Below are 25,619 nucleotides of genomic sequence, written 5' to 3'. Positions count from 1 at the left end.
AGAATGATTAAAAAAATGATTTTGAACAAAAAACACATCACTTCTTGCAGAATTAGGTTACAGAATACTGATTCTACATCTAGCTGATTTTAGCAAGACACAGTAGAATATGCGCTCTCTCTAAAGTCACATTGCGGTAAGGTTCACAAGACCTGCCCGTGGAGCCAAAATCAACATGTTTATCGTGGCCGGTGCAGCAGCACATTCTTCTTTTAAGAAAGCTCAACTATTAACACGTTTATCGTCAATTAGTTCTGTTCAATCTTTTGACAGCCAATGGGTCTATTTGTTTGATCAAGCGCTCAACGAGCAGCAACATCAATCTGCTTTGCAATTATTAAATGACGGTGAGTCTTTTGAACTTCGTCAACCTGCAAGTGATGAGATTCAGATTTTAGTAACACCACGTGTGGGTACGATTTCACCTTGGTCATCTAAAGCGACTGACATTTTCAAAAACTGTAATACTCCAGTTCACCGTTTAGAACGTGGTCTTTTATTTACCTTAAAAGGTGTTTCTGAAATTTCTAATGAAGTAAAACAAGTACTTCATGACCGTATGACTGAAACTGTTTTTGCACAAATTGAAGATGCAAAAGCACTGTTTTCAGAAACAGCACCAAAACCTTTAAATTCAATTGATATTTTAGGTCAAGGTAAAGAAGCATTAGTAAAAGCCAACAACGAATTTGGTTTTGCGTTATCTGAACAAGAAATTGATTATTTAACTGAAGCATTTACTCGACTTGGTCGTAACCCAAATGACATCGAGTTGATGATGTTTGCACAAGCAAACTCTGAACACTGTCGTCATAAAATCTTCGGTTCTGAATGGACAATTGATGGTGAAAAACAACCATTATCATTGTTCCAAATGATTAAAAACACTTATAAAGAATCTCCAACTGACGTGTTATCAGCATATAAAGATAACGCATCTGTAATTGTTGGTTATGACACGATGCGTTTTTATCCGAAAGCAGATGAAAACGGTCATTTTGTTTACAAATATAAGAGCCAAGCTGCTCACATTTTAATGAAGGTTGAAACTCACAACCATCCAACGGCAATTTCTCCATTTGCTGGTGCAGCAACAGGTTCAGGCGGTGAAATCCGTGATGAAGGTGCAACTGGTCGTGGTGGTAAACCGAAAGCAGGTTTAACAGGCTTTACAGTTTCTAACTTAAATATTCCTGGTTTTGAACAACCTTGGGAAGAAAACTACGGTAAACCTTCACGTATGGCATCGCCATTACAAATTATGATTGAAGGTCCATTAGGTGGCGCGGCATTTAACAATGAATTCGGCCGTCCTGCATTAAATGGCTATTTCCGTACTTTCGAACAAAACGTAAATGGTGAAGTGAAGGGCTTCCATAAGCCAATCATGATCGCGGGTGGTTACGGTAACATTCGTCCTGACCATGTAGAAAAAGATGCGATTCAACCGGGTGACTTGCTCATTGTATTGGGTGGCCCTGCGATGTTAATCGGTCTTGGTGGTGGCGCAGCCTCTTCTGTAGACAGCGGTACAATGGGTGAAAGCCTTGATTTCGCATCTGTACAACGTGAAAACCCAGAAATGGAACGCCGTTGTCAGGAAGTGATTGATACTTGCTGGCGTTTAGAAGACTTCAACCCAATCGTGTCTATTCATGACGTAGGTGCTGGTGGTTTATCAAATGCAATGCCTGAGCTTGTAAACGATCATGAGTTAGGTGCAGTTCTTAACCTTCGTAAGATTCCTTCATTAGAGCCGGGCATGAGCCCAATGGAAATCTGGTCAAATGAAGCACAAGAGCGTTATGTTCTTGCAATTCGTCCAGAGTCTTTAGAACAGTTCGAATCAATCTGTGCTCGTGAACGTTGTCCATTTGCCGTGTTAGGTGAAGCAACTGAAGCTCGTCACTTAACTGTTGAAGATCCATTGTTCCAAAACAACGCAGTTGATATCCCAATGCAAGTGATGCTTGGTGGTACACCGCGTATGCAACGTTCTTATGAAACAATTGAACGTAAAGGCAACGAATTTGACGCTTCAAAAGTTGATTTGAAAGATGCGATTTTCCGTGTATTGAAAAATCCTACAGTTGCGTCTAAATCATTCTTGATCACCATTGGTGACCGTTCAATTACAGGTATGGTTGCACGTGACCAAATGGTTGGTCGTTGGCAGATTCCTGTTGCAGATGCAGCAGTAACGACTACAAGCCTACAAGGCTTCACTGGTGAAGCAATGGCAATGGGTGAACGTCCACCAGTTGCATTGTTAAATCCAGCAGCGTCTGCTCGCTTGGCAGTTGCTGAAGCAATTACCAATATTGCATGTGCAAACATTGAACAAATTAGCGATATCAAACTTTCTGCAAACTGGATGGCTGCTGCTGGTCAAAAAGGTGAAGACCAAGCATTGTTTGAAGGTGTGAAAGCGATTGGTATGGAAATGTGTCCTGCTTTGGGAATTGCGATTCCTGTAGGTAAAGACTCACTTTCAATGCGTACGACTTGGAATGATAACGGTGAAGATAAAGCTGTAACATCTCCAATGACTGGTGTAATTACTGCATTTGCTCCAGTAGCTGATGTTCGTAAGACTTTAACACCTGAACTTAAGAATTTAGAAGACTCAGTACTTGTCCGTATTGATTTATCTAAAGGACAATTCCGTTTAGGTGGTTCGATTCTTGCGCAAGTATATAAAGCAATTGGTTCAGTCACTCCAGATGTTGATAGTTTTGATGACTTCAAAGCGTTCTTTGCTTTAATTCAAGACTGGAATAACCGTGGCTTGATTCAGGCTTACCATGACATCGGTGATGGTGGTTTACTCGCAACTGTAGCTGAAATGATGTTCGCTTCGCGTTTAGGTGTAGCATTAGAAGATCAGACTACTGCTGGTTTATTTGCAGAAGAAATTGGTGCCCTGGTTCAAATCAAAGCGGCTGATTGGGAAGCTTTACAAGCAGAAGTTGCTGCTTCTAGCTTAAAAGATGCAATTGCAGTAGTTGGTCGCGTAAATAATACTGATCAATTATTTGTAAATGGCTTAACTTTAGAGCGTGCAGAGTTACAACAGGCTTGGTCTGAAGTATCTCATCAGATCCAACGTTTACGTGATAACGTTGAAACTGCTGACCAAGAATTTGCTTTAATTACTGATAAATCACATCAGGGTTTAATTGCAAAACCTACATTTGACTTAAATGAACCTATCGAAGCACCGTTTATTAATAGCCGTCGTCCGAATATGGCAATCTTGCGTGAGCAGGGTGTAAATGGTCATATTGAAATGGCAGCAGCTTTCGATAAAGTTGGCTTTAACACAATTGACGTACACATGAGCGACTTACTTGCTGGTCGTGTGAGCCTAAGTGATTTCGAAGGTTTAGTGACTTGTGGCGGTTTCTCTTACGGTGACGTAATGGGTGCAGGCGGTGGCTGGGCAAAATCAGTTCTGTTCAATGCGAAGTTACGTGATCAGTTTGAACAATTCTTCCATCGTGAAGGTACATTTAGCTTAGGTATCTGTAATGGTTGCCAAATGTTGTCACAATTAGCGCCACTTATTCCGGGTGCTGAACACTGGCCACGTTTCCACCGCAATATGTCAGAAGTTTTTGAAGCACGTAGCGTAAACGTTCGTGTTGAAAAATCAGTTTCTGTATTACTTGATGGTATGGAAGGTTCGATTTTACCGATTGCAGTAGCACATGGTGAAGGCCGTGCAGTTGCTAGCGAAGCTGATATTGCAAGCTTAAATGCAGCGAATCAGGTTGCATTGCGTTATGTTGACGGCCACGGTAACCCGACTCAACATTATCCATTGAACCCAAATGGTTCACCGGAAGCGATTACGGGCGTAACGTCTAAAGATGGTCGTGCAACGATTATGATGCCGCACCCTGAGCGTACTTTCCGTGCTATCCAGCATTCTTGGAAACCAGAAGAGTGGACTGAAGACGGTGCTTGGTTACGTATGTTCCGTAACGCACGTAAGTTTATTGGTTAATATAAAAATTGAAATAAGCCACCGTAAGGTGGCTTATTTGTATGTAGTACAATGTAAGTAGAATAAATAGTAGAGAAGAAAAATGAAGTCAAAAATCCATTTCCGTGAGTTTGCACTTTTGATGGCATTACTCATGTCTATCGTGTCTTTTTCGATAGATGCAGTGTTGCCTGCTTTAGGTGAGGTTGGACGAGTTTTTGAATTAAAGAATAATAATCAGACCCAGTGGGTCATTATTGGTATTTTCTCCGGCATGACAATAGGGCAGTTGATTGCAGGACCACTTTCCGATGCGATTGGACGAAAACGTATTTTATTTACCGGTATTATCATCTACTTTTTGGGAAGTTTATTGTGCTTTACCACACAAAGTTTTGAATGGTTTTTAGTAGGTCGCTTTATTCAGGGTATTGGGGTTTCAGGTCCTTATGTCGCCTCAATTTCCATTGTGCGAGATAAATACAGCGGTGCTCAGATGGCCCGTATTATGTCCTTAATCATGATGGTATTTATGGTCGCTCCAGCGATTGCACCAAGTCTGGGACAACTCATTATTCACTTCTTTGGTTGGCGTGATATTTTTGTTTTATACATGATCTATGCAACTGTCGTTGGAGCGTGGGTCGCTTTACGATTAGAAGAGACGTTACTTCCTGAAAATCGTTTACCTATGCGGTTACAAGCATTTCAAGATGGGTTCAAAGAAGTTGTAAGTAATAAGACCACCATGAGCTATTTGTTATGTGCAGGCTTTTGCTTTGGTGGATTTATTGGTTACTTAGGTACTTCTCAGCAAATTTTTATGCAGCAGTTTGGTAAAACAGGGCAAGAGTTTAGTGCTTATTTTGCTGTGCTTGCTGGTGTAATGGGCATTGCTTCATTTACCAATTCTAAAATTGTCATGAAGTTTGGTATGCGTCCAATCTGTATTTATGGCTTTCTCGGTTTGTGCTTAATTTCATTAATTTTCTTAGGGATTCAACTTATAGGTGTGACTGTAGCATTTTGGATGTTTATGCTTTATGCCTGTATTTTATTTTTATTATTTGGAACTTTATTTGGTAATTTAAACGCGATTGCAATGGAACCTATGGGACATGTAGCTGGTATGGCATCAGCTATTATTGGTGCAGCTTCGTCCGTATTGTCGCTTATTCTTGCCTCTATTATTGGGCAATTATATAACGGCACACTAATTCCAATGACTTGCGGTTTTGTCATTTTATGTGGTTTAGCATTTATGATGACAGTATATGAGAACAGATATTTAAAGAAATCGAATGTTTAAAATGATCCAGAATAATGATAGCTCACTGAATTAGAAAAATTTTCTTTAAACTTAAAGTAAAGGTAAGAAAATACGTTTTTTAAGTACTTTAAGAAAATCTATAAGAGTATAGACATAAGTATATTTAACCCCCTTATGCTTGGATTGCTGTTGGTTCAATTTTTGCTTTCTCTGTAACAACGATAAAAATCGGAGATCAAAATGATGAAAAACAAAAATCATATAAGAACGATGTACACAAGAGATAAAGGTTGGCGCTTATTTGGCTTGGCGCTTGCCATACAAATACTTTTTATTGGAGCAAATTATTTAGCAATGATGAGCTGACTTTGATTCGGAGTCTTCTTAAAGGGTATGATTTAAAGCAAATTTACTAGTTTTGAGTCATTCTATTCATGTTAAAGCTGATTTATTACGTACCTGAGTCACATCTTGAGTCGACTAAACAGTCTATATTTGCGGCCGGAGCAGGTGGGATAGGGAACTATGAACAATGTGCTTGGCAAGTTAAAGGAATAGGGCAATTCAAGCCAGTTAAAGGAGCTGACCCTTATATAGGAGAGCTAGGTGAACTTGAGCAAGTTGACGAATGGCGTGTTGAAACGATTGTGCTTGAAGAAAAGGCAAGTGCAGTGGCAAAAGCATTAAAGGCAAGCCATCCTTACGAAGAGCCTGCCTTTGAGTTTATTCAAATCATAGAAGTTGATTTTTAATTAAACTGTGAAAAGTCCGGTTTACGTTTTTGCATAAATGCCTGCACAGCTTCTAGCATTTCTGGTGATTGAACGCGTTGCATAAAGATTTCTGCTTCATGGTCAATACATTCAATAATCTGATCTAAATCATGTTTCATTAATGCTTTGGTTTGTTTTAATGAAGCAAGCGGTAAAGCTGTTAAGTGTTGGGCAGTTGCCTGAGCAGTGGCATAAGCATCTTCAACGATTTCATTAACTAAACCAGCTTGTACAGCAGTTTCTGCATTGAACTTTTTGGCAGTAAACAGTAGTTCAGCTGCTTTGTGATAACCAGCTTGTTTAACCAATAATTGACTTGCACCACCTTCAGGAGAAAGCCCAAGGCTAACAAAAGGAATTTGAAAGAGGGCCGTATTGTCGGCAAAAACGAGGTCTGCCTGTAATAAAATCGTGACACCAATACCAATTGCCACGCCTTTTACTGCAATAATAAGCGGCTTCGATAATCTGGCAGCAGATTTAAGGAGTACAAATGGAGGAACTTGACCTGCTGGACCAGCATTCGGATTTTGTACAAAACCCATAAAATCTTTCATGTCATTACCAGCGGTAAAGTCATGTTCGGCACCACGTAGAATGATTACTCGTACATCTTTATTTTGGTCGGCTTCATCAAGTGCTTTGGCAATCCATAAGTAAAGTTCGCCATATAATGCATTTTTTGCTTCTGGGCGATTTATGGCTAAGGTGAGTACGCCACCTTCTAAATTTGCTTGTAAATGTTGATGAGGTTGTTGAATACAGCTAAGTGTCATCGTACTATCCTTGCTTTAAACCACGTTGTTGATTTTTAGGTTCTCATTATGGCGCATATTTTTTGTAATGAGCGTAACTGGTGAGTTCATAAAAAGTGAAAAACTAATTATGTATACATTTGACTATCTCGTTTTTATAGGTCGTTTTCAGCCATTTCATTTGGCACATATGCAAACGATTGAAATTGCACTGCAACAAAGTCGCTATGTGATTTTGGCTTTAGGTTCTGCCCAAATGGAACGTAATATAAAAAATCCGTTTCTTGCAATTGAACGAGAACAAATGATTTTATCTAATTTTTCATTAGATGAGCAAAAGCGCATTCGTTTTGTACATGTGGTTGATGTTTATAATGATGAGAAGTGGGTAAAACAGGTTAAATCATTAGTAAATGGTGTAATAGAACCGAACTCAAAAGTTGGTTTGATTGGCCATTTCAAGGATGAGTCATCTTATTATTTACGACTATTTCCAGAATGGGTGATGGTCGAACTTGATAGCTTAAAAGATTCGATTTCTGCCACTCCAATGCGTGAAGCCTACTATCAGGGCAAAATTAAAACGGATGCATTTCCCAAAGGCACCATTCAATTTTTGGAAGAATTCCAAAATACACCGTTATATTTACAGCTACAGCAAAAGTTTTTACAGGCAGACCATTCAAATATTGAGGAAAACGTGTCGTCTCATAAAGAATGAGTCGATCTAACTAAAGAATCTCTGGTTTTTAAAAGTAGATTGAATTTTTTGATGCTTTTTTGAGTCTACTTTAAAAACCTGCAAATTGTTGTGTCCAATAGCTTTTTTGTTTAGCAGACTGGTCAGAAGCACATGCAATGGCATATTCGGTATATCTAGGGTTCATAATATTACTGCAATGCAGAGGACTGGCGATCCATTTAGCCATGACCTCATTTAAAGTTTTTTGTCCACTCGCGACATTCTCACCATTGGCTTTACTCAGCATATGATATTTTTTCAATCTCGCTCTTAAATCTAAACCTGTTGAGCCAACATGCCCAAGAAAGTTGTTATTTGCCATATCTTTAGAATGAGCACTTGCACCTTGATATAAATTATTATTCCAGCTTAAAGGTTTAGCTGCAGAAAAATACTGCTGACCACATTGACGAGGATGTTGTCGAATTTCATTAATTGCATTAAGCACAGCTTGTCGGTAAGCAGGATTTTGTAAATCTTGGCAGCTTATTTCTATCGATGATTTTTGAACTTGTGGTGTAGAAGAGCTCAGTGTAGGAGGAGTGCTTGATGAATTAACGGAGCAGGCAGCAATAACAAGGCTACAAGGCAATAAAGTACAAACTTTTAGTAGATTCATAGCAATGCCTGAGTTCGAGTTATTTTAATATTTTTATCATACGCCAAATTAAAATGGCTGAGCAATTTATGTGCGTGTAAAAAAGCGAGTATTCAACTCGCTTTTTTGTTACTCAAGCTTATTAAGCTGTTTGTAATGCTTTTAAATCTTCTAAAACCTGTTCAGCATGGCCGGCCGCTTTTACCTTACGGTAACTTTTAACTAAGGTTTTATTATGGAAAATAAAAGTAGAGCGTTCGATCCCCATTACTTTTTTCCCATACATATTCTTTTCTTTAATCACATCAAAGTGTTTGCAAAGTACTTCTTCTTTGTCACTAATTAAATCGATCGTTAGCGCCTGCTTTTCTGTAAAGTTTTGGTGGGCTTTCACTGAGTCGCGCGAAACACCGTAAATACGAGCACCTAAAGCATCAAACTGATCTTTTAAACAAGAAAAACCGACAGCTTGTGTAGTACAGCCTGGCGTTGAGTCTTTAGGGTAGAAGTAAATAATCAGCCATTCATTATCGACTTCAGCCAAATTAACTTCGCCGTGTGTGGTTGGGAAAACCTGATTTGGCAGTTGAATATTCTCAGACATTTCTTATCCTTTAAAAGTTAAATTTGATCTAATTCAAGTGGTAAAAAAGCATATTCTTCATGATAAACAATATCGAGCTTTCTTACAGGAATAGCTTTGTTAAAAATTGGACCATCAATCACAGTGGTATGAAATTCACCGCCTTCTCCACATGGATCAATTCCACGGTTTTCAAGTTCCTGTATATATTCTAACGATAACACTTGACCTAAATCTTCCACCTTCATTCCGAGTTTAAGGTTTACAGTCACAACTACACTCTGAAATCCAAGTTGAATAAATTCTTCAACAACTTCACGATGGGGGCGTAGCCAGAGCGGCATTCCTAATGTAAGGCCCACTGTTTGAGTAACGCGATCATGCCAACAACCATGTTCCGGCATATCTAAATCACCTGTAACCAGTACCTCAGCACCTTTTTGTTTGGCTTCATTTAATAAGTTGATGAATTTATTTTCATAGTCATTCCAGCTAGAAGATGCCATAAATACAGGTAAGCCAATTGCTTGTGCTTGCGCCCGAATAATATCAAGTGGCATTGCATGTGAACGGGAGCGTTGTCCTTGCTCTTCTAGCATAACGATTAAACCAATTACGTTACCAGTTTGCATGGCATGATAAAGTGCAAGAGAGCTATCTTTACCTCCACTAAAGGAGACAATTGACGGTCTGTTATGTGCGTTAGTTTTCCATTGTTCTTGCATGACTTATTTCGAATGAAGAGATCGGTGTCATTTTAACAGAGCTATAAAAAAGCCTGCATAAATGCAGGCTTAATTTGGAGCAACAAAAGCTTATTTTTTAGGAGCTTGTTGTTGAGCTGCTTTCATTGCTTCTTCAGTTAATTTCTCAAGCTTAGTTGTTAACTGAGGACCGAAACATGCTTTAAGGTCACGGTTTTGCTGTTGTACAAAAGCTAAAGAGCTTGGGCTTTTCTTCGCATTGATTGCGCTTTGAATTTCCCATTTTTGTGCTTCAGTCACTTTACCTTGCGCTTCAACTTGGCAGCTACAGAATTTGCTTACTTCAGCTGAACTTAATTTACCGCCTTTTGCAGTTTGGTCTTTACAAACGTTGATTAATGCACCTTTAACGTTAGTGCTTTTATATGCTGCTTGAACTGGGTTTTCAGCTGCTTGAGCTGAACCAGCCATAAGTGCAGCTGCTGAGAATAAAGATGAAAGAATAAGATTTGATTTTAACAACTTCATAAATTTTACCTACTTATTGCGGTATATAGCGTGTTGGATCGGTAACACCAGCATCGATAAAGCCTTCTTTACGCAAACGGCAACTGTCACATTTACCACACGCACGTCCTTGAGCATCTGCTTGGTAGCAAGATACCGTTTGACTATAGTCTACGCCATGTTCAATCCCTAAACGTATAATATTCGCTTTGGATAAATGTAACAGGGGTGTTTCAAATTTAAGAGGTTTTCCTTCTACGCCAGCTTTAGTTGCTAAACGAGCCATATTGGCAAAAGCATCAATAAATTCTGGGCGACAGTCAGGATATCCTGAATAATCAACAGCATTGATGCCGATAACAATCGCTTCAGCATTGAAAACTTCTGCTGCTGCTAAGGCATAAGAGAGGAAAATTGTGTTACGTGCTGGTACATAAGTTACAGGAATACCTTCTTGTAATTGTTCTGGTACAGCAATGTTATGATCTGTAAGTGCAGACCCGCCTAAATTGGCTAAATCGATATTAATTACACGATGTTCAACACCTGCACGCTGAGCTAATGCTTTTGCAGCATCAAGTTCAGTGGTTGAGCGTTGACCATACATAAAACTAATAGCAATACATTCATAGCGCGCTTGTGCCCAAGCTAGGCAAGTGGTTGAGTCTAAGCCGCCTGAAAGTAAAACAATGGCACGAGGGCGCATATTTTTCTCCATATTCGGAATGATTTATTTTATTGAACGATTATCGACCTGATTCATCGTTCCAGAGCAGTTTATGTAACTGAAGCTGGAAACGTACAGGCAGTTTGTCGTCCAGTATCCACTGTGCCAGATCACGTGCTAAACGTGGCAGGCCAACAGCACCTTTTTCAACTGCAAAAGCAGGGGAGAACCAGACAGTACTGACTTTGGTTTGCAGTTGATATTGTTCAACTTGTTGTTTTGACCATTCATAGTCTTCACGATTACAAATCACAAATTTGATTTGGTCACGCGGTGTTAAATGGTCAAGATTACTGATGAGATTACGGTGTTCTTCACCAGAAGTTGGGGTCTTTAAGTCGAGGACTTTTGAAACACGCGGATCCACTCTTGATACATCAAGAGCACCACTGGTTTCTAGGGAAACGTCAAAACCGGCGTCACACAAACGTTGTAATAAAATTAAGCAATTGGGTTGTGCAAGTGGTTCACCGCCTGTTACACAAATATAAGGCGTTTGATATTTTTCAGCCGTTTCAATAATGTGCTCAAGTGATAGGCGTTCGCCACCTTCAAAAGAATAGGTGGTGTCGCAATAACTACAACGTAAAGGGCAACCTGTGAGACGAATAAATACAGTCGGTAGGCCAGAGGCATTTGCTTCACCCTGCAAGGAGTAAAAAATCTCGGTAATGCGTAGACCGGACGCAGGGTCAGAGACAGGAATTGCAGAGGAACGTAAGGAAGCCATTCTAGAAATACCACACTATATAAAAAATAAAATCTCTACGATCAGTGTTGATCGTAGAGATGTTTGATCAAACTGAAATTAGTCAGCGCGTAACAAATCGTTCAAACTTGTTTTTGCACGTGTTTGTGCATCAACTTTTTTCACGATAATTGCAGCGTATAAGCTGTATTTACCATCAGCTGACGGTAAGTTACCTGGTACAACAACTGAGCCAGCAGGAACACGGCCATAATGGATTTCACCAGTCTCACGATCATAAATACGTGTAGATTGACCGATATAAACACCCATAGAAATAACAGAGCCTTCTTCGACAATAACACCTTCAACGATTTCAGAACGTGCGCCGATAAAACAGTTGTCTTCAATAATGGTTGGGTTAGCTTGTAATGGTTCTAAAACACCACCGATACCAACACCACCTGATAAGTGAACGTTTTTACCGATTTGAGCACATGAACCTACAGTTGCCCATGTATCAACCATTGTACCTTCATCTACGTAAGCACCAATGTTGACATAAGATGGCATTAACACCACATTTTTAGCTTGGAAACTACCACGACGAGCAACAGCAGGAGGAACAACACGAACACCCGCAGCTTTAAATTGCTCTTCAGTCCAACCAGAGAATTTAGTTTCAACTTTGTCGTAGAAACGAAGATCACATGACTCGATTGGTTTATTGTCATTAAGTTTAAATGATAATAAAACAGCTTTTTTTAACCATTGATGAACAACCCATTCACCATTGATTTTTTCTGCAACTCGAAGTGTACCGTTATCTAAACCAGCAATTGCTTCTTCAACAGCTTGGCGAATTTCGCTTGGGCAATCTGCTGCAGTGAAATTTGCGCGGTCTTCAAATGCTTGCTCAATGATCGTAGAAAGCTGAGACATGATCTTCCTTCCATAAAAAATTTTAAAGATTTTACACTAATTTGTGACAAGAATCTTTGAAAAAACGTGTTACGTTTAATTGAGGTATAAATGAGTTAAATCAAAATAAGCTTATTAGATAATCAAGTGTTTTTTACACAAAAATGATTTGAAAATAAAAATTTAACTCAATTTGTATCAAAAAATAACAGAAATCTAGCAGTTTTTGTATAAAAAAGAATCTATGCTCTTGAATATAATTTTTGTCACAAGCTGAATAAATTAAAAACAGAGCCTTTTCTTAAGGAGAAAACGATGAAAGTATTACGTGTTTTAGTGACAACTACAGCTTTACTTGCTGCTGGTGCTGCAATGGCGGATGAAGCTGTTGTTCATGACAGCTATGCATTCGATAAAAACCAATTAATTCCAGTAGGCGCTCGTGCTGAAGTAGGTACTACAGGTTACGGTGGTGCTTTGTTATGGCAAGCAAACCCATATGTAGGTTTAGCATTGGGTTATAACGGCGGTGACATTTCTTGGTCTGATGATTTATCAATCAATGGTACCAAGTATGATATGGATATGGACAATAAATTAGCATATCTGAATGCTGAAATTCGCCCTTGGGGTGCTAGCACGAATCCATGGGCTCAAGGTTTATATGTAGCTGCAGGTGCAGCTTATGTTGATAACCAATATGATTTAACAAAAAATGTAGGTACAAACGCTTCCGTTGAAATTGATGGAAACCGTTTTAATGGTGGTGCTAACGGAGTGAGCATTGCCGGTAATTTAAAATATGATAATGATATTGCTCCATATATTGGTTTTGGTTTTGCTCCAAAATTCAGTAAAAATTGGGGTGTATTTGGTGAGGTAGGTGCTTATTATAGTGGTAATCCTAAAGTAAGTTTAGCTTCAAATAATGATGCATTGATTGGTAGTGATGGGCGTACTCTAGGGCAAACCTTAGATGATCAAGAACGTAAAATTGCTAACGATGATAAATACAAATGGTTGCCAGTTGGTAAAGTTGGTGTAAACTTCTACTGGTAATAAATAGTAAAAAAACGAGCTTCGGCTCGTTTTTTTATATCTAAAAATAAAAGAGCTACCTAAGTAGCTCTTTTATTTTGTTCTTAAACTTTACTCATCTGGATAGGCAATTTTTTTCAATGCTTTAATGTCAGCATCAGGTGAGCATAAAGAAATAAACTCATAACCATAACCACGTAATAAATGGCCTTTGCGAACAGCAATCCATGTGGTGTTGACACCAAAGATATCAGTTTTAATTTGTTTTAAACGATAGTCACGCTCTGCATCGTAAGCGACATCATTGACAATTCCGACGCCCATGCCGAGTTCAACGTAAGTCTTGATAACATCGGCATCAAGCGCAGACATTACAATATCGGCATCAATTTGTGCATCTTCAAATGCTTTATCAATCTTTGAACGACCTGTAAAACCGCCGTGATAAGTAATCAGTGGGTATTCAGATAAAGCATCAAGATCAATTTTATCGAGCTGTGTAAGTGGGTGATCTTGAGGAGTAATAATGCTGTGCTGCCATTGATAGTACGGAATGCTTGCTAAATTTTCTTCAGTTGTTAAAGACTCTGTCGCGATACCAATATCAGCTTCACCTTGTAAAAGCATTTCTGCAATTTCGACAGGGCTTGCTTGTTGCAAAATCAAATGAACTTTTGGAAATAGTTTCTTAAATTGATTGACGATTGGTGGTAATACATAACGTGCTTGAGTATGTGTTGTTGCAATCGTTAAAGTACCTTCGTCCACTTTATTAAAGTCATCGGCAAGACGTTTAATATTTTCAGCATCTACAAGCATGCGTTCTACAATGCTAAGGAGTGATTGACCGGGTTCAGTTAAACCCAGCAGACGTTTACCTTTACGGACGAAAAGTTGTACGCCTAATTCATCTTCTAAATCTTTAATATGTTTACTTACACCTGATTGAGAGGTGTATAACGCGGCAGATGCTTCCGTTAAATTAAAGTTTTGGCGTACTGTTTCTCGGATAATTCTTAATTGTTGAAAGTTCATTTACACTTTTCCTCAAAAGAGGTGAGGAACGGCTTTAAATACCGCGAGATGGCTCCTCACCAAATAATTCCTTAAGCAACTTGATCTGCAAATAGGTGAAGTTGAGATGCACTTACCCAAACAGTTTGATTTGGTTTAAATGCATGTTGTTTTGCAGCTTCACTGCTCAGAGCAATCTCAATTAAACGTCCATTACGATCTTGTAATTCCGCCACTACTTTTCCAGCAATCCAGACTTCACGTACAAAAGTTGCTTCAATTGTATTTGCCTGTGGTTGCGCATGAATATGTAACTCATCCGGACGGGCAAAAGCAATTACTTTTCCTTGCGGTGCCTGAACTGTGGTCGGTAATTCGATACGATCATTGCCAATACGGATAATACCGCTTGCATGTTCACCTTCAAAACGATTTGCTTGACCCAAGAAATCAAATACAAATGGTGTTGCAGGTTTTTCGTAAACTTCGCGCGGAGAACCAATTTGTTCGACGTTACCTTTATTCATCACAATAATTTGATCGGCTACTTCAAGTGCCTCTTCTTGGTCATGGGTTACGAAAATTGAAGTGATATGCAGCTCATCATGCAAGTTACGTAACCAGCGGCGTAATTCTTTACGAACCTTAGCATCTAGTGCACCAAATGGTTCATCAAGCAATAACACACGAGGTTCTACGGCAAGTGCACGAGCTAAGGCAATACGTTGGCGTTGACCACCAGAAAGCTGGGCTGGGTAACGGTCTGCTAAAAAGCCCAATTGAACCAAATCAAGCAGACGAGTCACACGTTTTTTAATTTCGGCTTCCGATGGGCGTGTGGCACGAGGACGGACACGTAAACCAAAAGCAATATTGTCAAATACGGTCATATGACGGAATAAAGCATAGTGCTGAAAAACAAAACCGACCTGACGTTCACGGACATGTACATTGGTTGCATCTTCGCCTTCTAGTAAGACTTGACCACCATCTGCTGATTCTAAACCCGCAATAATACGAAGTAGCGTCGTTTTACCGCAGCCAGATGGGCCGAGTAAGGCAACCAGTTCACCCTCTGGGAAATCGAGTGAAATATTTTTAAGCGCATGGAATGCACCAAAGTGTTTTTCAATATTTTTAACTTGAATACTCATGATTTCATTCCTTACGAATCAGTTGAATGCGGTTCTGGTTTGTCTTGATGTAGTTCTAACCAGGTTTTTAAAATCAGTGTTAATAGTGCCAAGAAAGCAAGTAGTGAGGACACCGCAAAAGCTGCACTAAAGGTGTACTCGTTATATAAAATTTCGACATGAAGAGGTAGGGTATTGGTCTCACCACGGATGTGGCCGGAAACTACTGATACTGCTCCAAACTCACCCATTGCACGGGCATTACACAAAATCACGCCGTAAATCAGACCCCATTTAATGTTAGGGAGTGTGACTTTCCAAAAGGTTTGCCAACCTGATGCACCGAGTACAATCGCTGCTTCCTCTTCTTCAGTTCCTTGCGCTTCCATAAGTGGAATTAACTCACGCGCCACAAATGGAACTGTAATAAAGATGGTCGCTAAAACAATGGCAGGTACGGCATATAGAATCTTGATGTCATGTTCCATGAGCCAGCCGCCTAACCAGCCTTGAGCACCGAAAATCAGTACAATCATTAAACCTGCAATAACAGGTGAGACCGAAAAAGGCATATCAATAATGGTGGTTAAAATTGCTTTACCTTTAAACTGAAATTTGGAAACAGCCCATGCAGCGGCAACACCAAATATCACATTAATCGGAACGGCAATTGCTGCGGTCAATAGTGTTAATTTCACTGCTGATAACGTATCTGGATCAATTAAAGCTTGAACATAGACTTCAAGGCCTTGTTTAAATGCTTCAACAAAAACCAGAATAAGTGGCAACATGAGGCAGCTAAGGAAAAAAATCAGTGCAATTGTAATGAGCGTATAACGTACCCAAGTTGGTTCACGTGTCGCGTCACGAGATTGCAATTTCAAGGCAAGTGCATTGCTGTCGGTATGTAGGTTCATGTGACATTTCTCCCTGTACGACGGTTTGCCCATGCTTGAAGTAAGTTAATGACAAATAAAATAATGAAAGAGAGAACCAACATCACTGCTGCAATAGTCGTTGCACCTGCATAGTCATATTCTTCGAGGCGAGAAATGATCATAAGCGGAGCAATTTCAGTTTTAAACGGCTGGTTACCTGCAATGAAAATTACAGAACCATATTCACCTACACCGCGAGCAAACGCTAAAGCAAAGCCTGTAAATAGGGCAGGGAGTAATATTGGTAAAATAATTTTGGTAATGGTCTGCCAACGATTTGCACCGAGTGCGGAAGCCGCCTCTTCAAGTTCAGTTTCAATATCGCTTAATACTGGTTGAACGGTTCGAACAATAAAAGGAATGCCGATAAACACTAAAGCTAGCGTAATCCCGATGGGGGTATATGCAACCTGAATACCAAGGGGTTCTAAATATTGACCGATCCAGCCTGTAGGGGCATAGAGTGAGGTCAACGCAATACCTGCAACTGCTGTTGGAAGTGCAAAAGGTAAGTCCACTAAGGCATCAACCAGACGCTTTCCGGGAAAGTTATAACGGACAAGGCACCAAGCTAAAAGTAGTCCGAAAACAACATTAATAAACGCCGCAATTAAGGCTGAACTAAAGCTGAGTTGAAGCGATTTTAAAATACGCTCAGAGGTTAAAATTTCCCATAGTCCGTCCCATCCGATTCCAAATGATTTGATAAAGACTGCGGCTAATGGAATAAGCACAATAAAAGAAACGTAAGCGAGGGTGAAGCCCAATGATAGACCAAACCCAGGCAGCACTCGGGATCGCTGCGACATGATATTTCCTCAAAGAGAAAAGCCTGCTGAAACCAGTAAGCGAATAAATAAAGATAAACGGCGCGGTATAAAGCTAGGTATTAAGCAAATTTCAAAGAGAAATGTGTCTTTACCGGATCAATAGATGAGTGGCTACACATCGAGTCTTCAGGAAGTAGATGATTCAGTAAATCAGGAAACGGACCAAAGCCTGAAGCAACATTAATATGACCGACTTGTCCAAGGTTAATCGGGGTTAATTGCCAAGATTTCGCAAGCTGTAAAGCATCAAAAAAGTCTAACCATGGATCATTTTCACTAATGAGTAGCGTTGCAGGCACATTAATTTTTAGCTGATGAAAATAATCTTTGTAGTCAGTCAAACTATGACGGGCAAATCCCGCTTCGCCAAAACGTGCCGGATTTGCAGGAGCAACCAAAATCAGTTTTTTAACTTGAAGTTGTAACTCTGGATGCTCTGCTAAGGCAGCAACACTAGTTAGGCAGCCGAAACTATGCGCAACAATTTGGACTGGTGTTTGTACTGCTTGAACTGTGTTAACGAATTGCTCAATCCATTCGCTTAATACGGGTCTATCCCAGTTCTTTTGCTCAACGCGAGAACTAGACATGAGTTGACGCTGCAACCAAGATTGCCAATGTTGATGTTCACTTCCACCTACACCCGGAACAATTACAGTGTGTGTCATGTCTGTTCTCCTTATCGTTAGAACAAAGAATTACTTCTCTGCACTATTGATTTTCACGATTTGATCGAAAACACCACCATTATCAAAGTGTTGCTTTTGTACTTTTGTCCAACCGCCAAACTCTTTATCAATGGTGACAAGTTTCAATGGCTTAAATACATTGCTGTATTTTTTGAGTACAGCTGCATTACGAGGACGGTAGAAATTACGTGCTGCAATTTCTTGACCAGCAGGTGAGTACAAATAGTTGAGGTAACCTTTTGCAATAGTTAAGTTGCCTTTTTTCGCTGCATTTTTTTCAACAATTGCAACTGGCGGCTCAGCCAAAATAGATAAAGATGGCGTCACAATCTCAAACTTGCCTGGTTGTTCACGGATAGCTAAATGTGCTTCATTTTCCCAAGCCAGTAATACGTCACCAATTCCGCGTTCAGCAAATGTAGTGGTTGCACCACGGGCGCCTGAATCTAAAACTTTGGTGTGTTTATAAATTTGGCGAACAAATTCTTGTGCTTTTGCATCGTTACCACCTGCTTGATGTTTTGCCCAAGCCCAAGCTGCAAGATAGTTCCAACGTGCACCACCAGAAGTTTTCGGGTTTGGCGTAATAATTTCCACGCCTGGCTTGATTAAGTCACCCCAATCTTTAATTTGTTTAGGGTTACCCTTACGAACTAAAAACACGATAGTTGATGTGTACGGAGTAGAGTTTTGCGGTAACTTTTTCTGCCAGTCTGTTGGAAGCAATTTTGCTTTTTCAGCAATTTCATCAATATCAGCAGCAAGTGCTAATGTCACAACATCTGCATTTAAGCCGTCGATTACAGCGCGGGCCTGTTTACCAGAACCACCGTGTGACTGTTTAAACTCAATATCTTGACCGGTACGCTGTTTCCAGTAAGTACCGAACTGTTTGTTGAAATCTGTATATAACTCGCGAGTTGGATCGTAAGAAACGTTTAAGAATTCTTGAGCTGCAAACGATGAAACAGAAAGTAATGCAGCAATAACCCCGACTTTTAACTGAGAAAAACGCATGAGATAACCCCTCAAAAAATACGAAATGTTCAAAACATGAACGCAGAATAGCGCTAGTCTTTATTCTAAAAAAATAATAAAAAACGAATTTAATATGAAAAATATAGAAATAATAAAAATGGATAAGTTATTCTTAAATCTTGATATATAACAAGTTTCAAAAGTTTCTCTTAAATCGGTATAATTTTTTAAAATCAGTCATTTATTAATTAAATGAAAGGTGTTGTATTGTTGGGTGGTTTTAAATAAAGGACGGATTAAGCATGTGGTGTTTTAAAAATGGACAACCTGTAGAGACCATTCCTTTATTGGACCGGGCATTTCATTATGGGGATGGCTGCTTTACCACAATTCGTGTTTTTCAAAATAAGATTGAGCTTAAAGCACGGCACTGGGAACGTCTAAAACTTGCTTGCCAAAAATTATCTTTGGTTGCAGATTTTGAGTTAATCGAACAAAGTTTGCAGCATCTACAAAATCAGAATCTCGTGCTCAACGGGACTTTAAAAATTGTGATTAGCCGTGGTGAAGGTGATCGTGGCTATAGTTTGCCAAAGCATGCGGCAGATATTTATATCTGGTTTTATCCAAAAGCATTGGAGCAGTTCCAACCAGATTTTATTGAGTGTGGAGTTTTAAATCAGGCTTTAGGTTTAACCATGCCGAGTTTAGTTGGGCTTAAATCCTTAAACCGTCTTGAGCAGGTATTGCTAAAAAAAGAAGCAGATCAACAAGGCTGGGTTGAAGCTTTAGTAACTGATGTACAAGGTTATATTGTTGAAGGGGTAAGCAGTAATTGTTTTATTCGTTTAAATGATAGATGGATTACTCCGGAACTTCGCTATAATGGCGTCCACGGTGTGATGCGTGCAGAAATTTTGGCGCGTATGCAGCACTACGGAATTGCCTGTGAAGTCAGAATAATTGAGCTAGATGAAGTACCACAAATACAGAGTCTATTCTTTTGTAATGCTTTACATCCAATGCGAGTAGTTACTCAAATCAGTGAACAAATTCTAGAGTCACAGGCGTGCCTAAATTTATTTCATACTCTTAACTTGAATCAGATTCATTAATATGCCGAAGCCACCTGTGAATGCGAAAGCAAAAAATGCTAAAAAAAAGGGCAAGAAAACAGCATCTAATTTTCCAAAAAAGTTAGTGCTGATTGGCTGTTTTATCGTTTTAATTTCTATTTTTGCTATTTTATGGTCAAGTTTATTTAAAGCTTATCCTATTGAAGGGAAAAAGCAGATGCTATCGATCACATCAGGTGAGACCTATTCTGGTTTTATTGATCGCTTAGCCAAAGAAAATAAAATCCATTTCCCAATTGTACTTAAGCTTTATCAAAAGTTTATGATTCATGACAGTATGAAAGCTGGTGTATATGAGATAGAGCAGGGAATGAGCGTAAGACAAGTATTAGAGATGTTATCTGATGCTGATAATGCCCAGATGAACCGTGTTCTAGTGATTGAAGGAACAACTTTTAAGCAGCTGATTACAGCACTAAAAAACGATAAAAATGTAAAAAATACGATATTGGATTTACCAGATGACCAGCTTATGAAGGCTTTAGGTATTCCTTATCATCATCCTGAAGGTCTGTTTGCACCCAACACTTATTTCTTTGCTAAAGGTGAGACCGATAAGAAAATCCTGACTGATTTATACCATCGTCAAATGAAAGCCTTAGATGCGGCTTGGGCAAAGCGGGCACCGAATTTACCTTATAAAGATAAGTATGAAGCTTTAATCATGGCTTCTATTGTTGAAAAAGAAACGAGCCTCGATAGCGAACTTACACAAGTTTCAGGGGTTTTCGTGCGCCGTTTAAAACTCGGTATGCGTTTACAGACTGATCCAACCGTAATTTATGGTATGGGTGCAAACTATAAGGGTAATATTACCCGCGAAGACTTACGTACACCAACACCATATAATACCTATACAATTAATGGGTTACCGCCAACTCCAATTGCGCTGCCAAGCCAAAAAGCCATTGAGGCTGCGTTACATCCAGATGATTCAAATAACATCTATTTTGTAGCGACTGGTAATGGTGGACATAAATTTACGGCAGACTTGCAAGCACATAACCAAGCAGTGCAAGAGTATTTATCCGTGTTGAGATCGAAGAAATAAGGAAAAGAGATGTTTATTAGCTTTGAAGGCACGGAAGGGGTAGGAAAAACTACACTCATTCGAAAAATTCATCAGCATTTTGAAGAACAAGGTAAACAAGTTGTTTTAACTCGAGAGCCGGGTGGAACACCACTCGCAGAACAAATCCGTTCGATGCTTTTGGCAGTGAATCATGATGAAAATATGAGTCATGATACTGAGTTGCTCTTAATTTATGCGGCACGAGCTCAACACTTACAACAAGTTATTTTGCCAGCATTAGAGTCTAATAAAATTGTATTAAGTGATCGTTTTACCGATGCGAGTTTTGCTTATCAATGTTCCGGTCGTGGTTTAAGCCAAGACAAATTACAGCTTTTAAACCAGAACTTCGTTTCACGCATGCCAGAAGTGACTTTCTGGTTAGATGCACCAATTGAACTTGGTATGAACCGTGCACGTGAACGCGGAGCTTTAGACCGTTTTGAACAGGAAAAGTTAAGCTTCTTTACTAAGGTTCGTGAAGGATATGAAACTTTATGGAAAGCTGAGCCTGAGCGTATTAAACGTTTAGATGCTACACAAAGCCCTGATCAGGTGTTCGAGCAAGCTCTACAATATTTAGCATAAGCCATGGGATTACCCACTCTCATATTTTTTTGGGAGTGGTGAAAAATGACAAGAAATCTGGTTTTAAACGTCATAGAAAATATTGGGCAGTATCTTATGCTATTTTAATTACTGTTTAAAATTGAAGAATAACAAGGATGAAAAGCTCAAAAGAAGAAATTGTGGCATTTCTTGAAAAGGAATTCCCACAAAGTTTGGAACATTGCACGATTGAATCAGTCACTTCTAAAGCTGCCGTTGTTTATTATCATGTTGACCAAAGACATCAACGTCCGGGCGGTACTATATCTGGCCCGACTATGATGACTTTGGCAGACTTTGCTTTATATATTGCAATACTCGGTGAAATTGGAATTATTGGTTTAGCTGTAACCACCAATTTTAATATTAATTTCCTGAGAAAACCCGCAGGTGATCAAGACTTACGCAGTGAATGTAAGCTCATGAAAGTAGGAAAGAGCTTAGTCGTAGGTGAGGTCTGGATTTATTCAGTAGGGCAAGAGGAACCCGTGGCACATGTGACCGCGACTTACTCAATTCCTCCTAGACCATAAATCTTAAGTAATAAAAAAGCACGGCATGAACCGTGCTTTTTTATAAAAAACTATTTATACACTCGTATTCACCAAAGGTTGCTCTACTGCAAAGTTTGGAGGCGTCAGAACCGTTTTACGAATCTCACTCGAAGTTTCCGGATAATCAAGTGTGTAATGTAAGCCACGTGATTCTTTACGGTGCATAGCACAACGAACAATCATTTCGGAAACAAGTACAAGATTACGCAGTTCAATCAGGTTCTTGCTGACACGATAATCTTGATAATATTCAGTAATTTCGCGCTTTAGCATTTCAATACGGTGTAACGCACGTTCTAAACGTTTTGTGGTTCTTACAATACCAACGTAGTTCCACATGGTCGAACGTAACTCATCCCAGTTTTGTAAAATCACGACATCTTCATCTGGATTGGTTACTTGAGAATCGTCCCAAGTGGGTACTTCCGGTAATTTGAAGTTTATATCAAACTTACTTTCGATATCTTTTGCTGCACTCATGCCATAAACGAAGCATTCAAGTAATGAGTTGCTCGCCATACGGTTTGCACCATGCAAACCCGTATAAGAGGTTTCACCAATTGCATATAGACCTTCAATATCAGTCTGGCTATTTGAGTCAACCACAACACCACCACAAGTATAGTGTGCAGCTGGCACCACCGGAATCATGTCTTTAGTGATGTCGATACCTAACTCAAGCAATCGTGCATAAAGTGTAGGGAAGTGCTCTTTAATAAACTCAGGTGATTTGTGTGTAATGTCTAACCACACATGGCGAATACCGAGACGCTTGATTTCATGGTCAATGGTACGTGCCACGATATCGCGAGGAGCCAACTCTGCACGATCGTCAAAACGTAGCATAAAACGTTCGCCATCTGGTAAACGTAAGTAAGCACCTTCACCACGCATGGCTTCAGTAATTAAGAAAGAACGTGCTTGTGGGTGGTAAAGGCAGGTTGGATGGAACTGGTTAAATTCCATATTGGCAACACGGCAACCTGCACGGTATGCCATCGCAATACCGTCACCAGTAGCAATATCCGGATTAGATGTATAAAGGTAAGCTTTCATTGCGCCGCCGCAAGCAAGTGCGGTAAATGGGGCAAGGAAGGTATGAACTTTTTCAGTACTTTCATCTAGTGCATACAAACCAATAGCACGATTTGCCTGCTCTGTATGACCTAACTTATGCGACGTGATTAAATCAATCGCAATATAGTTTTCAAAAATAGTGATGTTTTTACGTTCTTTGGCGCGTTCAACCAAAGTGGTTGAAATAGCTTTGCCAGTTGCATCAGCAGAATGAATAATACGGCGCTGCGAATGGCCACCTTCACGAGTCAAATGAAGCTGTTCATCTTCATCTAAGGTAAACTGCACACCTTGCTTTAAAAGGAAATCAACAGAAGGACGGCCGCCTTCTACAGTATGCTGGACTGCATCCATTTCACATAAATGAGCACCTGCAATCATAGTGTCATTAATGTGTTGTTGAATAGAGTCAGTTTCATCAAGTACTGCAGCAACACCACCTTGTGCATAGAAGGTACTTGCTTCAGTTAAAGCAGCTTTAGCTAAAACTGCAATATTAAAATGACTTGGTAACGATAAAGCCAGACTTAAACCAGCACCGCCACTGCCCACAATAATCACATCAAAGTGGTGAATTGTCTGTTGATTAGGCATGTCCATTCGCATCAATTTAAAACGTCCGCTAATGACACCCCTTTTTACCTAAAAAGGCAAGAGCTTAAGCGCTCTAAGTCACAGAAAAATTGCAATTAGCTTTAAAAATTGCAATGTGTAAAATAAACGTGATGAGGATGCCTTACAAATAAACATATTGTTACGCACAATTCCAAGGCATTGTGATACAAAAGTTTTATTCTTATTCTCGTAGACCAATTGTGGGTGAGCACCGAATGAAATCTCGCTATTTACAACAAGGAATGTATGCAGCGGTATTTACAGTTGCTGCTGTTCAAGCAAATGCTGCTGTTGATTTTTCAAACCTCGTTGAACAAGTTAGTCCGGCTGTGGTGAGTGTAAACGTTGTAAAAAAAATGACTCAGGATGAACTGTTACAACAGCAAGTTCCTGAAATTTTAAAACGTTTCTTTGGTAATCAGGTCATCATTCCACAGCAACAAGGTCCTCAAGAGAAAACCGCATATGGTAGTGCGTTCTTTATTAGTAAAGATGGTTATTTACTTACGAACCACCATGTAATTGAAAATGCTTCCCGCATCAGTATTACTTTAAATGACCGTCGTGAAATTGATGCAACGGTGGTCGGTAGTGATGAGCGGACAGACGTTGCATTATTAAAGGTAAACGGAACTAACTATCCTGCTTTACGAGTAGGAAATGTTGACCGTTTACGTGTAGGAGAGCCGGTTTTAGCAATTGGTTCACCATTTGGTTTTGATTATTCAGCTTCGGCAGGTATTGTTAGCGCTAAATCACGTAACATGAGCGGTGAAACCTCTGTACCATTTATTCAAACCGATGTGGCGTTGAACCCTGGTAACTCAGGCGGTCCATTGTTTAACCAGAATGGTGAAGTTGTCGGGGTGAACTCACGTATCTTTAGTGGTACGGGTGGCTATATGGGCTTATCTTTCTCTATTCCAATTGATGTTGCGATGGATGTAGCTGAACAGCTTAAAACGAAAGGGAAAGTGACTCGTTCATACTTGGGTGTCATGATGCAAGATATTGACCGTAACCTTGCAGATGCCTATAAATTACCTAAACCGGAAGGTGCTCTGATTACTCAGGTTTCTCCAAATTCACCTGCTCAAAAAGCAGGGCTTAGAGCTGGCGATGTTATTCTAAAATTAAATGGTGCTTCTGTACTGCGTACTAGTGATTTGCTTTATGCATTAAATAAAGTACAACCAAACCAAACTGTTCAGTTTGAAGTTTTACGTGATGATAAAACCCGAAATATCTCGGCAACACTAGCAACTGCACCTGATGAAACACCAGCTACCGGTAATCAAGCCTCTGCTTCTAAAGGTCCAGTATTGGGAATGAGTATTCGTGATCTCGCTGTGCCAGAGAAAAATGCTTTAGGTATAAAAGGTGGTATTTATGTACAAGATGTCCGCCGTGGTGGATTAGCATCATTGTCAAATATCATTCCTGGCGATGTGATTATTCAGGTTAATAATACTCAGATTTTGAACAGTCAGGATTTTGCAAAAGTTGTTTCGAATTTGCCGAAAAATACAGTTGCGCGAGTTGGGATTATTCGTCAAGGACAACGAGCAATGCTTGGTTTACGTATTCAGTAAAATATTATAAAAATGAACCACCCTGAAAATGGGTGGTTTTTTATTATTTGTATTCGGCATAATGTTCGATCTAGCTAATTAAATTTTA

26 protein-coding genes are annotated in these 25,619 nt (G+C 39.6%); 11 read left to right on the top strand and 15 right to left on the bottom strand.

The features are described 5' to 3' along the window. Positions 1–175: 175 nt before the first annotated feature. The 4 genes from purL to EG365_RS03670 all read left to right on the top strand — a co-directional run bounded on the left by purL (position 176) and on the right by EG365_RS03670 (position 6,010). Entirely contained in the window at positions 176–4,009 is a 3,834-nt protein-coding gene (gene purL / locus EG365_RS03680; protein ID WP_000471068.1) for a phosphoribosylformylglycinamidine synthase, read from the top strand. A gap of 82 nt (positions 4,010–4,091) precedes the next feature. Further along, positions 4,092–5,297 carry a multidrug effflux MFS transporter gene (locus tag EG365_RS03675; RefSeq protein WP_000836944.1) on the top strand — a complete coding sequence of 402 codons (1,206 nt, stop codon included), beginning with the start codon at positions 4,092–4,094 and terminating at the stop codon, positions 5,295–5,297. Positions 5,298–5,498: 201 nt separating this feature from the next. Further along, positions 5,499–5,624 carry a KGW motif small protein gene (locus tag EG365_RS19540; RefSeq protein ID WP_000977276.1) on the top strand — a complete coding sequence of 42 codons (126 nt, stop codon included), beginning with the start codon at positions 5,499–5,501 and terminating at the stop codon, positions 5,622–5,624. Between the two features lie 68 nt (positions 5,625–5,692). Next, complete coding sequence (locus EG365_RS03670; protein WP_000916029.1) at positions 5,693–6,010, top strand: NIF3 1; 318 nt, start codon at positions 5,693–5,695, stop codon at positions 6,008–6,010. Here EG365_RS03670 and EG365_RS03665 read toward each other — a convergent pair. Beyond that, a complete protein-coding gene (locus EG365_RS03665) occupies positions 6,007–6,807 on the bottom strand; it encodes an enoyl-CoA hydratase-related protein (RefSeq protein WP_000175542.1) in 801 nt (266 codons plus the stop codon). The genes EG365_RS03670 and EG365_RS03665 overlap by 4 nt on opposite strands. 109 nt (positions 6,808–6,916) lie before the next feature. Between EG365_RS03665 and EG365_RS03660 the strand changes: the two genes are divergently transcribed. Beyond that, positions 6,917–7,507 (top strand): nicotinate-nicotinamide nucleotide adenylyltransferase, encoded by a 591-nt coding sequence (locus EG365_RS03660; RefSeq protein ID WP_162304011.1) that lies wholly within the window; start codon positions 6,917–6,919, stop codon positions 7,505–7,507. 70 nt (positions 7,508–7,577) lie between these two features. Here EG365_RS03660 and EG365_RS03655 read toward each other — a convergent pair whose 3' ends face one another. The 7 genes from EG365_RS03655 to dapD all read right to left on the bottom strand — a co-directional run bounded on the left by EG365_RS03655 (position 7,578) and on the right by dapD (position 12,277). Beyond that, a complete protein-coding gene (locus EG365_RS03655; RefSeq protein WP_001050703.1) occupies positions 7,578–8,147 on the bottom strand; it encodes a CAP domain-containing protein in 570 nt (189 codons plus the stop codon). Positions 8,148–8,268: 121 nt separating this feature from the next. Then, positions 8,269–8,730 carry a peroxiredoxin gene (locus EG365_RS03650; RefSeq protein ID WP_001293530.1) on the bottom strand — a complete coding sequence of 154 codons (462 nt, stop codon included), beginning with the start codon at positions 8,728–8,730 and terminating at the stop codon, positions 8,269–8,271. Positions 8,731–8,747: 17 nt separating this feature from the next. Then, positions 8,748–9,434 (bottom strand): diphthine--ammonia ligase, encoded by a 687-nt coding sequence (locus EG365_RS03645; RefSeq protein WP_001157856.1) that lies wholly within the window; start codon positions 9,432–9,434, stop codon positions 8,748–8,750. A 90-nt stretch (positions 9,435–9,524) separates the two neighbouring features. Continuing rightward, positions 9,525–9,941, bottom strand: coding sequence for a hypothetical protein (locus EG365_RS03640; protein WP_000771345.1), 417 nt, complete (start codon positions 9,939–9,941; stop codon positions 9,525–9,527). A 13-nt stretch (positions 9,942–9,954) separates the two neighbouring features. Continuing rightward, a complete protein-coding gene (gene queC / locus EG365_RS03635; RefSeq protein ID WP_001247780.1) occupies positions 9,955–10,626 on the bottom strand; it encodes a 7-cyano-7-deazaguanine synthase QueC in 672 nt (223 codons plus the stop codon). 40 nt (positions 10,627–10,666) lie between these two features. After that, positions 10,667–11,377: a 7-carboxy-7-deazaguanine synthase QueE gene (gene queE / locus EG365_RS03630; protein WP_000157724.1), complete on the bottom strand. Its 711-nt coding sequence runs from the start codon at positions 11,375–11,377 to the stop codon at positions 10,667–10,669. A gap of 78 nt (positions 11,378–11,455) precedes the next feature. Beyond that, a complete protein-coding gene (gene dapD, locus EG365_RS03625) occupies positions 11,456–12,277 on the bottom strand; it encodes a 2,3,4,5-tetrahydropyridine-2,6-dicarboxylate N-succinyltransferase (protein ID WP_000080867.1) in 822 nt (273 codons plus the stop codon). Positions 12,278–12,571: 294 nt separating this feature from the next. Between dapD and carO the strand changes: the two genes are divergently transcribed. Beyond that, positions 12,572–13,315, top strand: a complete 744-nt coding sequence (gene carO / locus EG365_RS03620; RefSeq protein WP_000866523.1) for an ornithine uptake porin CarO type 2 — start codon at positions 12,572–12,574, stop codon at positions 13,313–13,315. A 90-nt stretch (positions 13,316–13,405) separates the two neighbouring features. Here the strand turns inward: carO and EG365_RS03615 are convergent, their stop codons facing one another. The 6 genes from EG365_RS03615 to EG365_RS03590 all read right to left on the bottom strand — a co-directional run bounded on the left by EG365_RS03615 (position 13,406) and on the right by EG365_RS03590 (position 18,915). Beyond that, entirely contained in the window at positions 13,406–14,329 is a 924-nt protein-coding gene (locus EG365_RS03615; RefSeq protein WP_001011052.1) for a CysB family HTH-type transcriptional regulator, read from the bottom strand. Between the two features lie 71 nt (positions 14,330–14,400). Continuing rightward, positions 14,401–15,462, bottom strand: coding sequence for a sulfate/molybdate ABC transporter ATP-binding protein (locus EG365_RS03610; RefSeq protein WP_000027499.1), 1,062 nt, complete (start codon positions 15,460–15,462; stop codon positions 14,401–14,403). A gap of 11 nt (positions 15,463–15,473) precedes the next feature. Then, entirely contained in the window at positions 15,474–16,358 is an 885-nt protein-coding gene (gene cysW, locus EG365_RS03605) for a sulfate ABC transporter permease subunit CysW (RefSeq protein ID WP_001048807.1), read from the bottom strand. Next, positions 16,355–17,188 carry a sulfate ABC transporter permease subunit CysT gene (gene cysT, locus EG365_RS03600; RefSeq protein ID WP_000083115.1) on the bottom strand — a complete coding sequence of 278 codons (834 nt, stop codon included), beginning with the start codon at positions 17,186–17,188 and terminating at the stop codon, positions 16,355–16,357. Before cysT ends, cysW begins: the two co-directional genes overlap by 4 nt. An 80-nt stretch (positions 17,189–17,268) precedes the next feature. Beyond that, positions 17,269–17,877, bottom strand: a complete 609-nt coding sequence (locus tag EG365_RS03595; protein WP_000149914.1) for an RBBP9/YdeN family alpha/beta hydrolase — start codon at positions 17,875–17,877, stop codon at positions 17,269–17,271. 30 nt (positions 17,878–17,907) lie between these two features. Then, entirely contained in the window at positions 17,908–18,915 is a 1,008-nt protein-coding gene (locus tag EG365_RS03590; RefSeq protein WP_001212600.1) for a sulfate ABC transporter substrate-binding protein, read from the bottom strand. 263 nt (positions 18,916–19,178) lie between these two features. On the opposite strand from EG365_RS03590, the gene pabC reads away from it, so the two are divergent. From pabC to EG365_RS03570, 4 genes are all read left to right on the top strand, one after another. Continuing rightward, positions 19,179–19,991: an aminodeoxychorismate lyase gene (pabC, locus tag EG365_RS03585; protein ID WP_000263425.1), complete on the top strand. Its 813-nt coding sequence runs from the start codon at positions 19,179–19,181 to the stop codon at positions 19,989–19,991. A 1-nt stretch (position 19,992) separates the two neighbouring features. Next, positions 19,993–21,063, top strand: a complete 1,071-nt coding sequence (mltG, locus tag EG365_RS03580; RefSeq protein WP_001125860.1) for an endolytic transglycosylase MltG — start codon at positions 19,993–19,995, stop codon at positions 21,061–21,063. A gap of 9 nt (positions 21,064–21,072) precedes the next feature. Continuing rightward, positions 21,073–21,672, top strand: a complete 600-nt coding sequence (gene tmk / locus EG365_RS03575) for a dTMP kinase (protein ID WP_000470763.1) — start codon at positions 21,073–21,075, stop codon at positions 21,670–21,672. 137 nt (positions 21,673–21,809) lie between these two features. Next, entirely contained in the window at positions 21,810–22,226 is a 417-nt protein-coding gene (locus tag EG365_RS03570; protein ID WP_000842540.1) for a PaaI family thioesterase, read from the top strand. A 54-nt stretch (positions 22,227–22,280) separates the two neighbouring features. Here EG365_RS03570 and nadB read toward each other — a convergent pair whose 3' ends face one another. Continuing rightward, the gene (gene nadB / locus EG365_RS03565) at positions 22,281–23,924 is read right to left on the bottom strand and encodes an L-aspartate oxidase (RefSeq protein ID WP_000367539.1); all 1,644 of its coding nucleotides are present in this window, start codon (positions 23,922–23,924) and stop codon (positions 22,281–22,283) included. 230 nt (positions 23,925–24,154) lie between these two features. On the opposite strand from nadB, the gene EG365_RS03560 reads away from it, so the two are divergent. Next, the gene (locus EG365_RS03560; RefSeq protein ID WP_000842416.1) at positions 24,155–25,531 is read left to right on the top strand and encodes a Do family serine endopeptidase; all 1,377 of its coding nucleotides are present in this window, start codon (positions 24,155–24,157) and stop codon (positions 25,529–25,531) included. Positions 25,532–25,619: the final 88 nt, after the last annotated feature.

The sequence above is a fragment of the Acinetobacter sp. FDAARGOS_494 genome, from assembly GCF_003812225.1.
GTDB classification, from domain to species: domain Bacteria; phylum Pseudomonadota; class Gammaproteobacteria; order Pseudomonadales; family Moraxellaceae; genus Acinetobacter; species Acinetobacter baumannii.
This window is presented reverse-complemented; position numbering and strand designations above follow the sequence as displayed.